This is a genomic window from Pseudolysinimonas sp. (assembly GCF_031389465.1).
In the GTDB taxonomy this organism is placed as follows: Bacteria; Actinomycetota; Actinomycetes; order Actinomycetales; family Microbacteriaceae; genus Pseudolysinimonas_A.
In genome coordinates, this window is the sequence record NZ_JANMSQ010000007.1 from 1 (window position 1) to 12,920 (window position 12,920).

General features: G+C 65.5%; 12 protein-coding genes and 2 tRNA genes. 2 read left to right on the plus strand and 12 right to left on the minus strand.

Going from position 1 to position 12,920, the window contains the following annotated elements; genetic code table 11:
• Both RMO30_RS00135 and RMO30_RS00140 read right to left on the minus strand, forming a co-directional pair.
• A partial coding sequence (locus tag RMO30_RS00135) for a hypothetical protein (protein ID WP_309707882.1) occupies positions 1-210 on the minus strand: 210 nt, incomplete at its 3' end.
• 174 nt (positions 211-384) lie between these two features.
• Positions 385-924 (minus strand): peptidylprolyl isomerase, encoded by a 540-nt coding sequence (locus RMO30_RS00140; RefSeq protein ID WP_309707885.1) that lies wholly within the window; start codon positions 922-924, stop codon positions 385-387.
• A 105-nt stretch (positions 925-1,029) separates the two neighbouring features.
• Between RMO30_RS00140 and RMO30_RS00145 the strand changes: the two genes are divergently transcribed.
• Together RMO30_RS00145 and RMO30_RS00150 are read left to right on the plus strand one after the other, a co-directional pair.
• Complete coding sequence (locus tag RMO30_RS00145) at positions 1,030-1,575, plus strand: hypothetical protein (protein ID WP_309707887.1); 546 nt, start codon at positions 1,030-1,032, stop codon at positions 1,573-1,575.
• A 47-nt stretch (positions 1,576-1,622) separates the two neighbouring features.
• Positions 1,623-2,054, plus strand: a complete 432-nt coding sequence (locus RMO30_RS00150) for a hypothetical protein (RefSeq protein WP_309707888.1) — start codon at positions 1,623-1,625, stop codon at positions 2,052-2,054.
• 41 nt (positions 2,055-2,095) lie between these two features.
• Here RMO30_RS00150 and RMO30_RS00155 read toward each other — a convergent pair.
• The 10 genes from RMO30_RS00155 to dnaA all read right to left on the minus strand — a co-directional run.
• Positions 2,096-2,171 (minus strand) — tRNA-Ala (locus tag RMO30_RS00155).
• Between the two features lie 74 nt (positions 2,172-2,245).
• A tRNA-Ile gene (locus RMO30_RS00160) sits at positions 2,246-2,319 on the minus strand.
• A gap of 36 nt (positions 2,320-2,355) precedes the next feature.
• Complete coding sequence (locus tag RMO30_RS00165) at positions 2,356-2,760, minus strand: DUF3566 domain-containing protein (RefSeq protein WP_309707890.1); 405 nt, start codon at positions 2,758-2,760, stop codon at positions 2,356-2,358.
• Between the two features lie 2 nt (positions 2,761-2,762).
• Complete coding sequence (gyrA, locus tag RMO30_RS00170; protein WP_309707893.1) at positions 2,763-5,366, minus strand: DNA gyrase subunit A; 2,604 nt, start codon at positions 5,364-5,366, stop codon at positions 2,763-2,765.
• A gap of 45 nt (positions 5,367-5,411) precedes the next feature.
• Complete coding sequence (gyrB, locus tag RMO30_RS00175) at positions 5,412-7,385, minus strand: DNA topoisomerase (ATP-hydrolyzing) subunit B (protein ID WP_309707896.1); 1,974 nt, start codon at positions 7,383-7,385, stop codon at positions 5,412-5,414.
• A gap of 147 nt (positions 7,386-7,532) precedes the next feature.
• Positions 7,533-8,039 (minus strand): DciA family protein, encoded by a 507-nt coding sequence (locus tag RMO30_RS00180; RefSeq protein ID WP_309707898.1) that lies wholly within the window; start codon positions 8,037-8,039, stop codon positions 7,533-7,535.
• Positions 8,036-9,220, minus strand: a complete 1,185-nt coding sequence (gene recF / locus RMO30_RS00185) for a DNA replication/repair protein RecF (protein ID WP_309707901.1) — start codon at positions 9,218-9,220, stop codon at positions 8,036-8,038. The genes RMO30_RS00180 and recF overlap by 4 nt, the downstream gene beginning before the upstream one ends.
• Positions 9,217-10,137, minus strand: a complete 921-nt coding sequence (gene gnd / locus RMO30_RS00190) for a phosphogluconate dehydrogenase (NAD(+)-dependent, decarboxylating) (protein ID WP_309707904.1) — start codon at positions 10,135-10,137, stop codon at positions 9,217-9,219. The genes recF and gnd overlap by 4 nt, the downstream gene beginning before the upstream one ends.
• Positions 10,138-10,151: 14 nt before the next feature.
• Positions 10,152-11,297, minus strand: coding sequence for a DNA polymerase III subunit beta (gene dnaN, locus RMO30_RS00195; protein ID WP_309707907.1), 1,146 nt, complete (start codon positions 11,295-11,297; stop codon positions 10,152-10,154).
• A gap of 456 nt (positions 11,298-11,753) precedes the next feature.
• The coding region (dnaA, locus tag RMO30_RS00200; protein WP_309707910.1) for a chromosomal replication initiator protein DnaA at positions 11,754-12,920 on the minus strand (1,167 nt) is incomplete at its 5' end.

The following is a 12,920-nucleotide window of genomic DNA, read 5'->3' on the forward strand; positions in this document are numbered from 1 at the left end:
CCCGCTGAACAGGCCGCCAAGCCAGAGCACCACGGTCAGCCCGACAATGCCCCAGCTGAGCACGGGTGCCTCGGATCCGGGCCGCAGCATCTGCCCGATCGCGCCCTGCCACCCCGACCCCGAACCCGACGACGAACGCTCAGGACGCGACCTGACGGGTCGCGCCTTGGCTGCGGGGCGTCGCGCCTCACCGGCACCGCGCCAGGTCACCGAGCCACCCACCTCGCGGACCCACTCGGGGCATTGAATACCGACCGGCGCGAGAATTTGGCACTCCGGGCAGATCGTTCGCCCGCAGCGCTGGCAGAGCACCCAGCTCTCGCGTTTCGGATGCCGGTAACAGACGTCCGGCGAGGTCTCCGCTTCAGTCACCTGGGGCGTCGCTCAGACCGCGTCGACCGAGATCGAGGTGATGACGACATCCTCGAGCGGCTTGTCGCGCCCGTCGGTGTCGACCGCCTCGATCGCATCGACGACCCGCTTCGAGTCGTCGTCGGCAACCTCGCCGAAGATCGTGTGCTTGCCGTTGAGCCACGGGGTCGGAACGGTCGAGATGAAGAACTGGGACCCGTTCGTGCCGCGACCACCCTGGATGCCGGCGTTCGCCATGGCAAGCAGGTACGGCTCGGTGAAGTGCAGCTCCGGGTGGATTTCGTCGTCGAAGTTGTAGCCGGGACCGCCGATGCCCTTACCGAGCGGGTCACCGCCCTGCAGCATGAACTGCTTGATGATGCGGTGGAAGATCACCCCGTCGTAGAGCGGCGAGCTCTTGGTCTCTCCGGTCGCCGGGTCTTGCCACTCTTTCGTGCCGGTCGCGAGGCCGACGAAGTTGTCGACAGTGACCGGGGCGTGGAAGCCGAACAGGTGGATCCGGATGTCGCCGAGGGTGGTGTGGACGGTGGCGACGTGAGTGTGCGCAGGCATTGCGCCATTCTCGCATGTAGCTCGGGTTGGCAAGCCCTGCGGCGCTATCGGTCGCGCATGGCAGGATGGTTGTCAGCTCGTTCTGAGACCAACCGGAGGATCACTATGGCACTCTCACGCAAGCGCCAGCGGGAGCTCAACCGCCTCAAGCGGGATGCCGAGCGCCTCTGGGATGAGCAGCGCGAGGCCATCGAGCACGCGACCATCGTGCTCAAGGATGCCCGCCGCCAGGCCGCCAACTTCGCTCGCGAGGAGGTGCGTCCTCGGGTCCGTGAAGGCTTCGGCGCTGCCCGCGACGGGTTCGGTGCCGCCCGGGAGGCCGCCTCGACCGCTCGGGAGCGGTTCACCGACGACGTGCTTCCCGCGATCTCGGGAACGATCGGCTCCGCCCTCGCCGTGCTCGAGGCCGCGAAGAACCCGGCCGTGCGCGACGTCGTGCGCCGCATCTCGAAGGCCGGGCAACGGGCCGGCGTCGTCACGCCGCCCAAGTCGAGCGGCCCGGGCAAGTACATCCTCATCGGTCTCGGAGTGGTTGCCTTCGCGGGTATCGCCTACGCCGCCTGGCAGACGCTGCGCGCCGACGACGATCTGTGGATCGAAGACCTTGGCGACCCGGGCAGTGCCGACATCGGCGACGACGACGACTTCTGAGCACCAGCCCGGTTGAGCTGACGCGGGCGCTGGCCCGCCGGATTGCGGTGCGTGCGCAACTGCTCGACGCGTCGCGCCCGGTGAGCGTCGTCGAGGTCGTGCGCGGGTTGACCGTCGTCCAGCGTTACCCGTACGCCGACATCGCGCCCAGTGCCGACCTCGTGCTGTGGAGCCGGATCGGCTCGCGCTACGAACCCGACGACCTGCAGAAGGCACTCGAGGTCGACCGGTCGCTTCTCGAACTCGACGGCATGATCCGCCCGATGGAAGATCTGGCGCTGTTCCTCGCCCAGTTCGCCCGGCCGCCGGTCTACGCCAAGACCCGTGAGTGGCTGGAACTCAATCACGAGTTTCGCGAGGATCTGAGGTGGCCACGCTCGCCCGTTGGCTCGGAATGCGTGTCCTCAACGCAGCGATTCGTGCCGATTGGCGGGCGGCGGCGGAAGGAACCGCCAAATCGCACGAATCATCGTGATTGAGGATGCCCAACTCGCCCCAATTGTAGAGTTTTCGTCAGAAATGGTGGAGCCTAGGGGAATCGAACCCCTGACCTCCTGCTTGCAAAGCAGGCGCTCTACCAATTGAGCTAAGGCCCCGGACCCATGTCGGGTCTCGACACGCGACCTGCGGCCGCATGCGACCACTGAAACACGTGACCACCGAGATGGAGTGGGGATACGAGGACTTGAACCTCGGACCTCTTCGTTATCAGCGAAGCGCTCTAACCGCCTGAGCTATATCCCCGAGTGGCCCGAAGGCCGAGAGAAAGAGTATCAGCCTCTACGAGTTCTGGAATCCGACGAGCAGACCGCCGGTGAGGCGCACGCTGAGGTTGTAGAGGAACCCGCCGACGGCGCCGAGAGCGGTGCCGACGATCGTGTTGAGCACGGCGATGATGAACGTGAACAGCAGCACCTGCACGAGGCCGAAGCTGTTGGCGATCGCGAACTCGTCGTCACCGAGCATGTCGCGGAGGGTCTCATCGAGGGTGTCGAAGATGCCGGTGGAGAACAGCACCACCCAGATCAGCACACTCGCGACGATCAGCACGATGCCGAGGCACAGCCACACCAGGAACGAGAGCTTCACCAGCGACCAGACGTCGATGTAGACAAGCTTCAGGCGCACCTGACGGCTCGTCGTCTGGCGCATCTCTTTGCGCTGCAGTTTCTCGGCGACGCTCATCGTTACTCCTGGTCCTCTCCGTCGGGCGCGGCGGCAGCTTCGGCACTGTCATCCGCCACTTCGTCCTCAGCCGCGGGGGCGTCGGAGTCGGGGGCATCGGGGTCTACCGCGATCTCGATGTTGCGTTCGCTGTTCTTCGCGATCGCGATGATCTTGTCGTCGTCGTCGAAACGCGCGAAGACGACGCCCATCGTATCCCGCCCCTTGGCAGGAACCTCGGCAACAGCTGAACGTACGACTTTGCCGCCGGCGAGCACGACGAGCACTTCGTCGTCTTCTTCGACGATCAGTGCACCGGCGAGGTCGCCGCGCGTTTCACTGAGCTTCGCGACCTTGATGCCGAGTCCGCCGCGGTTCTGGATGCGGTATTGGTCGACTGCGGTGCGTTTCGCGTACCCGCCCTCGGTGACGACGAATACGAATGAATCAGCCGCTTGTCCTGAGCCTGTCGAAGGGACGACGGATGCCGCCAGCAGCGAGTCGTCGCCCCGGAAGTGCATCCCGATGACGCCCGACGTCGAGCGGCCCATCGGACGCATCGCGGAATCGGACGCGGTGAACCGGATCGACATGCCGTGCCGCGAGACGAGCAGCACGTCGGTGCCGTCTTCGACGAGCAGCGCCGAGACCAGCTCGTCACCCTCGCGCAGGTTGATCGCGATGATGCCGCCGGTGCGGTTGGTGTCGTATTCGGTGAGTGCCGTCTTCTTCACCAGCCCCCCGCGGGTGGCGAGCACGAGGTAGGTCGCGACCGAGTAGTCGCGGATGTCGAGCACCTGCGCGATCTGTTCGTCGGGTTGCAGGGCGAGCAGGTTGGCGACGTGCTGACCCTTCGCGTCGCGGCCGGCCTCCTGCACCTCGTAGGCCTTCGCCCGGTACACGCGACCGGTGTTCGTAAAGAACAGCAGCCAGTGATGAGTCGTCGTGACGAAGAAGTGCTCGACGACGTCATCCGCCCGCAATTGCGCGCCGCGGACCCCGCGACCGCCGCGGTGCTGCGAGCGGTAGTTGTCGCTGCGCGTGCGCTTGATGTACCCGCCGCGAGTGATGGTGATGACCATCTCCTCTTCGGGGATGAGGTCTTCGACGCTCATGTCGCCGCCGTAGCCGAGCATGATCTCGGTGCGCCGGTCGTCGCCGAACTTCGCGACGAGATCGGTGAGCTCCTCGGTGACGATGGTGCGCTGCTGCACCGGGCTCGCGAGGATCGCCTGGTACTCCGCAATCTCCCGCTCGAGCTCCTCGAGGCGGTCGCGGATCTTCTGACGTTCCAACGCCGCCAACCGGCGGAGCTGCAGAGCCAGGATGGCGTCGGCCTGCAGTTCGTCGACCTCGAGCAGCTTGATGAGGCCCTGACGAGCCTCGTCGACGTCGGGCGATCGGCGGATCAACGCGATCACCTCGTCGAGCGCGTCGAGCGCCTTCGCGTAGCCGCGCTGGATGTGCGCGTCGGCCTCGGCCTTGGCGAGCCGGAACTGGGTACGTCGCACAATGACTTCGATCTGGTGATCGATCCAATGCGTGATGAAGCCGTCGAGCGCGAGGGTGCGGGGCACACCGTCGACGATCGCCAGCATGTTCGCGCCGAAGTTGTCCTGCAGCTGGGTGTGCTTGTACAGGTTGTTGAGCACGACCTTCGCGACGGCATCGCGCTTGAGCACGATCACCAAGCGCTGACCGGTGCGGCCCGAGCTCTCGTCACGGATGTCGGCGATTCCCGCGAGTTTGCCCTCCTTGACGAGGTCGGCGATCTTGATCGCAAGATTGTCGGGGTTGACCTGGTAGGGCAGCTCGGTGACGACGAGGCTCGTGCGCCCCTGCAGCTCTTCGACGCTCACCACCGCGCGCATCGTGATCGAGCCGCGGCCCGTGCGGTAGGCATCCTGAATGCCTTTGATGCCCAAGATCTGCGCGCCGGTCGGGAAGTCGGGGCCCTTGACGCGCTGGATGAGCGCCTCGAGCAGCTCCTCGCGCGGAGCCTCGGGGTTCTCGAGCGCCCAGAGAGCCGCCTCGGCCACTTCGCGCAGATTGTGCGGCGGGATGTTCGTGGCCATGCCGACGGCAATGCCGACTGAGCCGTTGACGAGCAGGTTCGGGAACCGCGCGGGAAGCACCCGCGGCTCCTGGGTGCGGCCGTCGTAGTTGTCCTGCATGTCGACGGTGTCTTCGTCGATGTCGCGGACCATCTCCATGGCGAGCGGCGCCATCTTGGTCTCGGTGTACCGGTGGGCGGCGGCGCCGTCGTTACCCGGGGAGCCGAAGTTGCCCTGCCCCAGTGCGAGCGGGTAGCGCAGCGACCAGGGCTGCACCAACCGCACGAGCGCGTCGTACACCGAGCTGTCGCCGTGCGGGTGGAACTGACCCATCACGTCGCCGATGATGCGGGTGCATTTCGAGAACGCGCGGTCGGGGCGGTAGCCGCCGTCGTACAACGCGTAGATCACGCGGCGGTGTACGGGCTTGAGCCCGTCGCGCACGTCGGGCAACGCGCGCCCGACGATGACGCTCATCGCGTAGTCGAGATAGCTGCGCTGCATTTCGAGCTGGAGGTCGACCTGCTCGATTTTGTCGTGACGGTCGGGATCGACCTCGGTTACGTCAGCCATGGTTCACCTTCGGTGATTGAGTAGCGGCGAAGCCGCGTGTCGAAATCAAATGTCCAAGAAGCGAACGTCTTTGGCGTTCTGCTGGATGAAGTTGCGGCGCGATTCGACGTCGTCGCCCATCAGCGTCGAGAAGACGCTGTCGGCGATCGCCGCGTCGTCGAGCGTCACCTGCAACAGAGTGCGACTCGCGGGGTTCATCGTCGTGTCCCACAGCTCCTGGTGGTTCATCTCACCGAGACCCTTATAGCGCTGGATGTTGTTCTCTTTGCCGAGGCGCTTGCCGGCGGCAAGGCCCTCGGTCATGAGAGCGTCGCGCTCGCGGTCGGAGTAGACGTATTCGTGCTCGGAGTTCGTCCACTTCAGCCGGTACAGCGGCGGCTGCGCGAGGTAGACGTAGCCCATCTCGATCAGCGGGCGCATGTAGCGGAAGAGCAAGGTGAGCAGCAGCGTCGTGATGTGTTGACCGTCGACGTCGGCATCCGCCATCAGCACGATCTTGTGGTACCTGGCCTTCTCGCCGTCGAAGTCTTCGCCGACGCCGGTGCCGAATGCGGTGATCATCGCCTGGATCTCGGCGTTGCCGAGCGCGCGGTCGAGCCGGGCCTTCTCGACGTTGAGGATCTTGCCGCGCAGCGGCAGGATCGCCTGGGTTTCGGGGTCGCGACCGGTTTTCGCGGATCCGCCGGCCGAGTCGCCCTCGACGATGAAGATCTCGCTGCGTGCCGGGTCCTTGCTCGAGCAGTCGCTGAGCTTGCCCGGCATGCCGCCACCCTCGAGGAGCCCCTTGCGCCGGGTCTGCTCGCGCGCTTTGCGTGCGGCCATGCGCGCGGCCGCAGCCTGGATCGACTTGCGGATGACGTCGCGCGCCTGATTCGGGTTGCGATCGAACCAGTCGGTGAGCTGGTCGCCGACGACCCGCTGCACGAACGACTTGGCCTCGGTGTTGCCGAGCTTGGTCTTCGTCTGACCTTCGAACTGCGGTTCGCCCAGTTTGATCGAGATGACGGCGGTGAGACCTTCGCGCACATCGTCGCCGGAGAGGTTCTCGTCCTTCTCCTTGAGCAGCCCCTTCTCGCGCGCGTACTTGTTGACGAGCGTGGTCAGTGCGGCCCGGAAGCCCTCTTCGTGAGTGCCTCCCTCGTGCGTGTTGATCGTGTTCGCGTAGGTGTGGACGCTCTCGGAGTACGAGGTGGTCCACTGCATCGCGACCTCGAGGGCGATGCGGCGCTCGGTGTCTTCGGATTCGAAAGAGATGATCTCGGGGTGGATGACCTCGGTCTTCTTCGCGGAGTTGAGGTACTCGACATAGTCGACAAGCCCACGCTCGTACAAGAAGACGTCACTGCGCGGGCCATCTTCGGAAGAGTCGGCCCGCTCGTCAGTGAGCATGATCGTGAGGCCCTTGTTGAGGAACGCCATCTGCTGGAACCTGTTGCGCAGGGTGTCGTACTCGTACTCGACGGTCTCGAAGATGTCGGCGTTCGGCCAGAAGGTGATCGTCGTGCCGGTCAGCTCCGACGCCTCACCCTTCTTGAGCGGCGCGTCGGGCACGCCGATCCGGTAGCCCTGCCGGTAGATGTTGCCCTGGCGATGCACTTCGACCTCGAGCCGGGACGACAGCGCGTTGACGACACTGGAGCCGACGCCGTGCAGGCCGCCCGACACGGCGTAGCCGCCGCCGCCGAACTTGCCACCGGCATGCAGGATGGTGAGCACGACCTCGACGGTCGACTTCTTCTCGATCGGGTGAATATCGACCGGGATGCCGCGGCCGTTGTCGACGACGCGCACCGCGCCATCGGCGAGGATCGTGACCTCGATGCGGTCGCAGTAGCCGGCCAGCGCTTCATCGACGGCGTTGTCGACGATCTCGTAGACGAGGTGGTGCAGACCGCGCGGACCGGTCGAGCCGATGTACATGCCGGGGCGCTTGCGCACGGCTTCGAGACCTTCGAGCACCTGGATGTCGGCGGCGCCGTAGTTCGCGTCGGACGCGCCCTGACGAGGGGTGGGACTCATGGGGAGGTGGCTCCTGCCGGGGTCGGTCTCAGCCACCAGAAATGCGGGTGGCGAGGGTGCCTCGATTCTATCCCGCGGACGCGGTCGAGATCGGGCGATTCGGCGATCTGCGGGGTTTTCCCGACAAGGTCGACCAGATTTGCCTTCTCAGCCGTAGGTATCGCGTGGACCGCGCCCCGGGACGGCCTTGGGGCCGTGTTTCCAGGACGGGGCGTGGGGTGCAAGAAAGCGAGCGGACTCGACCCCGGCCGCCGGGAATCGCTCGGCGATGCTGTTCAGTACGGTCGCCGACATGAGCCGCAACTGTTGCGCCCATGCGGTCGAGTCGCACTGAACGGTCAGGATGCCGTCTTCGATTCCCACCGGTGAGGTGTGCGCCGCGGTGTCGGCGCCGACGATCTCGGGCCACGTTCCGAGCAGTTCTGCCCGCGCCAGCGGCGACTCCCAACCGCGGGCGGCGGCGACTCCGGCCAGCACGTCGCCCACGCCGCGCGGGTCTCGGCCGAGTCCGTAGGGCTCGCTCGCAGCGGCGTCAGCCGCTCGCCGGCGACGTCGTCCGTCGACGCTGCGCAGCTCGGGGTTGCCGAACAGTCGGCGCAGCCGTTGGTACACCGCGATGTGCTCGGGGGTGGGTCCGGGGGTGTCCTTCGTCACGCGTCCTCCCCAGGCTTCACGATGCGCCCGGCTTGGATCCGGACCGTGTGTGCGCGCAGCGCGTCCGGAACGTCATCGAGAACGGCCGCGGTGATGAGCACCTGCTCATAGTCGGCGATCCCGCTGGCGAGCCGCGCCCGGCGGGTCTCGTCGAGCGCGGCGAAGACGTCGTCGAGGATGACGACCGGATCGCCGAGCGGAGAATCGGCCCGCAGGGTCGCCGCGGCGGCGAGCTTGAGCGCGAGAGCGAACGACCAGGACTCACCGTGGCTCGCGTACCCCTTTGCGGGGAGACCGTTGAGGGTCAGCACCAGATCGTCGCGATGCGGGCCGATCAGAGTGAGGCCGCGATCCAGCTCCTGCCTGCGCACCCGCGTGAGCGCCGCGGTGAACGCCTCGCGCACCTCGCCCGGTGCGAGTGCCGTGGACGAAGTGCCGGCATCCTCGGTGTCATCGTCACCTTCGTCAGCGGGCGCGGTGTCGCCGAGGATGCTCAGCCGCACCGCGAGGTCGGCCTTGTGGTCGTCGCCCGCGATGCGGCGGTAGGCGTCGGCGACGTGCGGACGGATGCGGTCGATCAGCGCGGAGCGCTCGACGATGATTTCGGAACCGAGAGCGGCAAGCCGCTCATCCCACACCTCGAGCGTCGAGAGTTGGGATTCCGCGACCCGGGCTGCCCGCACCGACTTGAGCAGTGTCGTGCGCTGGCGCAACACGCGGTCGTAGTCGGCCAGCACCCCGGCCAGACGAGGAGTGAGCTGCACGAGCAACTGGTCGAGGTAGCGACGACGACCGCCCGGGTCGCCCCGCACGAGCGCGAGATCCTCGGGGGCGAACAGCACACTCGTCGCGTAGCGCGGAAGCTCGCGCGGCTTTGTCGCGACGCGGTTCACCTGCGCCCGGTTCGCCGAAGACCGGTTGAGTTGCACCTCGACGAGCACCGTGCGTTCAGCGTGTTCCAGGCGGGCGCGCACGATCGCCGCATCTTGCCCCGCGCGGATGAGCGCATGATCCGTCGCGACGCGGTGGGAGCCGAGCGTGCTCAGGTAGCCGATCGCTTCGACGAGGTTGGTCTTGCCTTGGCCGTTGCTGCCGACGAAGAGGTTCGGGCCGGCCACCAGGTCGACCTCGACTTCGCGATAGTTGCGGAAGTCGGTGAGCTCCAGGTGGGTGACGATCACGCCTTGCGGACCGCGTGGCCGCCGAACTGTTTCCGCAGCGCGGCGACGGCCTTCATCGACGGGGAGTCCTTCTGGCGCGACACGAAGCGAGCGAAGATCGCGGCGCTGATCGTCGGTACGGGAACGGCCCGATCGAGCGCGTCGTGCACCGTCCAGCGGCCTTCGCCGGAATCCTCGACATAGCCTTCGATGTCGGCGAGCTCCGGATCTTCTTCGAGCGCCTTCACGAGCAGTTCGAGCAACCAGCTGCGGACGACCGTGCCGCGCTGCCAAGCCTTGAACACCCCGGGCACGTCGTGGATCAGGTCGTCACGGGCCGCCATCAGCTCGAACCCCTCGGCCCACGCCTGCATGAGAGCGTACTCGATGCCGTTGTGCACCATTTTCGCGTAGTGCCCCGCGCCGACCGAGCCGGCGTGCACGAAACCTTCGTCGCGAGGACCCTCGGGTCGCAGTGCATCGAACACCGGAAGCAGCTCTTCAACGTCGGCCGCGTCACCGCCGGCCATGAGCCCGTAGCCGTTGGTGAGGCCCCACACCCCGCCCGAAACGCCGCAATCGACGAAGCGGATGCCGGTCTTCGCGAGTTGGGCGGAATGCAGCGCGTCGTCGGTGAACCGAGAATTGCCGCCGTCGATCACCACGTCACCCGGTTCGAGGACTGCTGCGACATCGGTGATCACCTGGTCGGTGATCGCACCCGACGGAACCATGATCCACACGACCCTCGGGGTCGGAAGCGCCGCGGCGAGCGCGGCGAGATCGGGAACGTCGGTGACGTCGGGGTTCGGGTCATACCCGGTGACCTCGACGCCCGCGCGCCGCAGGCGCTCGCGCATGTTGCCGCCAATCTTGCCGAGCCCGATGAGTCCGATGTGCATTTCGGGGGCACTGTGCTGTTCAGCAGGCGTGACCATGACCGAATCCCCGATCAGCGCAGCAGCAGGTTGGGCTGCAGGAGGTACTTGTAGTTGTCGGCACCGGGCTGCTCTTTCGAGGACTGGCTCGTGATGAGCACCGGGCCCGGCTTGTTCGGGTTGTCGGTCTTGGTGAACGAGATGCGCACGTACTCCGAGTGCACGGCGCCGAGACCGTCCAGCAGGAACGCCGGCTTCAGCGACACGACGGTGTCTTCGCCGTGCAGGTGTCCTTCGATCGTCTCCTGCGCTTGAGCCTGTTCCGCGCCGGTCGCCTCGAGGGTCACGCCGTCGATCGAGAATGAGAAACGCAACGCTGCTTCGCGCTCGAGCACGAGCGACACGCGCCGGGTCGCCTCGATCAATTCTGCGGTGTTGACGACCGCGTAGTTATCGACCGTCTCGGGGAAGAGCCGCTTTACCGGAGGGAAGTTGCCCTTGATGAGCAGTGAGGTGACGGTCTTCTTATCGGCGCTGAAGGCGATGAGCTCGCGGTCGTCACCTCGCGCGATGGTGACCGACACGGTGCCGCTGTGGGCAAACGTCTTGCCGATTTCGGCGAGCGTGCGTGCCGGGATGAGCGCGGCCGTTCCCTCGGCGGTCGTTGAGCCGGAATCCCAGTCGATCTCGCGCACGGCGACCCGGTAGCGGTCGGTCGCGACGAGGGAGAGGTTGTTGTCGCCGACCTCGAGTTGCACGCCCGTGATGACCGGGGTGACGTCATCGCGCGATGCGGCGACCGTGACCTGGGCCACAGCAGCTGCAAAGTCTTCGGCGGGCAAGACGCCGGTGCGTTCGCCGACCTGAGGAAGGGTCGGGTACTCCTCGACGGGCATGCTGCCGAGGGTGAACTTCGCGGAACCACACTGCACGGCGATCTTGCCGTCGACGGTCGAGAATTGAACGGGGGCGTTAGGCAGTCGACTCGCGATCTCGGCGAGAAGTCGGCCCGAGACGAGGGCACTTCCCGCATCCTCGACATCGGCGGCGATCTCGGCGCGCGAGGAAACTTCGTAGTCGAACGACGAGAGCACGAGAGCACCATCGGCGGCCTCGAGCAGCACGCCGCTCAGAATCGGCTGGGTGGTGCGCTGCGGCAGGAGCTTGACGGCGAACGACACAGCCTCGCTGAAGACGTCCCGATTGACCTGGAACTTCACGAAGGGACTCCTTGTCCACACTGGTGGGCTGTGACGATAGCGGGCGAGACCCCGGTTGGCCAGGATTTCACATCGATCCTGGCACAGGAAGGGGCAAGCGGATTCTGGTCGTCTGGTGGGCACCAAGGGGTTGTCGAACAGCTAGACGGAGAAGAGAGAGTTAATCCTCTTAACCGGTGCTCACATGTGGATAACCCGGCAAGTGGGCAACTTCAAACAGGGAACTACACCGGTGTGAGATGAAGACGACCTGTGGATTCTGAGATCCCCTTCGGTGGAGAACGTCGAGACCGGCGGTATCAGTCCACACTGCCGGCGCGAGATATCCACACGACCCCCCCGCGCGTCGCGCACGTTATCCACAAGCTATCCACAGGATGTGCAATCACAGATTCTGCACCGATCCGTCTAGTCCCCCGTTCGGGGGGGAGGGGTCGAAACACCCTGTCGGACAGGTCAGATCTTGTTGTAGCGCTGGTTCTGTTTGATGCGACTCGTGAGCTCCGTGACTTGGTTGTAGATCGAGCGACGTTCTTTCATCAGTTCGCTGATCTTCTTGTTCGCGTACATCACCGTGGTGTGGTCGCGGTTTCCGAAGAGCTGTCCGATCTTGGGCAGCGACAGATTCGTGAGCTCGCGGCAGAGATACATGGCGATCTGGCGAGCCGTCGCGACGGCCTGCGACCGGCTTGATCCGTAGAGGTCATCGACGGAGAGTTTGAAGTAGTCGGCGGTGTGATTGATGATGTCGACCGGCGCGATGACGTTGTCTTCGTCAAGCGTGATCAGATCCTTGAGAACCGTCTGTACGAGCTGCAGATCGACGGGGGTGCGGTTAAGACTCGCGAAAGCGGTCACGCGGATGAGGGTTCCCTCAAGTTCGCGAATGTTGCTCGAGACCTTCGTCGCGATGAATTCCAGGATGTCGTCGGGGACCTGCAGCTTCTCGCTCTGAGCCTTCTTGCGCAGAATCGCGATGCGGGTCTCGAGGTCAGGTGCCTGCACGTCGGTGATGAGACCCCACTCGAAGCGCGAACGCATCCGGTCTTCGAATCCGGTGAGGAACTTCGGGGCGACGTCGCTCGTGATGACGACCTGCTTGCTGTGATCGTGCAGCGTGTTGAAGGTGTGGAAGAACGCCTCCTGCGTCTCGACCGCACGCTGCAGGAATTGGATGTCGTCGATGAGCAGGATGTCGATCTCTCGGTAGCGCGACTGGAACGCCGCCGATCGGTTGTTCTGGATCGAGTTGATGAAGTCGTTCGTGAACTCTTCACTCGACACGTATCGGACTCGGATGCCGGTGTAGAGGTTCTCGGCGTAGTGCCCGATCGCGTGCAAGAGGTGGGTCTTACCCAACCCCGAGTCGCCGTAGATGAACAGTGGGTTGTAGGCCTTGGCCGGCGCTTCGGCGACGGCGACAGCCGCGGCGTGCGCGAACCGGTTCGAGCCGCCGATGACGAAGTTGTCGAAGTTGTACTTCGGGTTGAGTCGGGAGTCGCTACGCGGGGCGCTCCCGACTCCGACGGAGATGGTCTCGGGCGCATAGCTGGCGAAGTCGTCGCTGGAGTCGGGAACGGGAGCGAGGGTGGCCGCCTGCATCTCCGGGTTGACGACGATCGC

Excerpts from the sequence above, each read along its gene's own strand:
- gyrB (WP_309707896.1), bottom strand. The coding sequence starts at position 7,385 with ATGAGTCCCACCCCTCGTCAGGGCGCGTCCGACGCGAACTACGGCGCC.
- RMO30_RS00140 (WP_309707885.1), bottom strand. The coding sequence starts at position 924 with ATGCCTGCGCACACTCACGTCGCCACCGTCCACACCACCCTCGGCGAC.
- RMO30_RS00145 (WP_309707887.1), top strand. The coding sequence starts at position 1,030 with ATGGCACTCTCACGCAAGCGCCAGCGGGAGCTCAACCGCCTCAAGCGG.
- RMO30_RS00165 (WP_309707890.1), bottom strand. The coding sequence starts at position 2,760 with ATGAGCGTCGCCGAGAAACTGCAGCGCAAAGAGATGCGCCAGACGACG.
- gyrA (WP_309707893.1), bottom strand. The coding sequence starts at position 5,366 with ATGGCTGACGTAACCGAGGTCGATCCCGACCGTCACGACAAAATCGAG.
- gnd (WP_309707904.1), bottom strand. The coding sequence starts at position 10,137 with ATGGTCACGCCTGCTGAACAGCACAGTGCCCCCGAAATGCACATCGGA.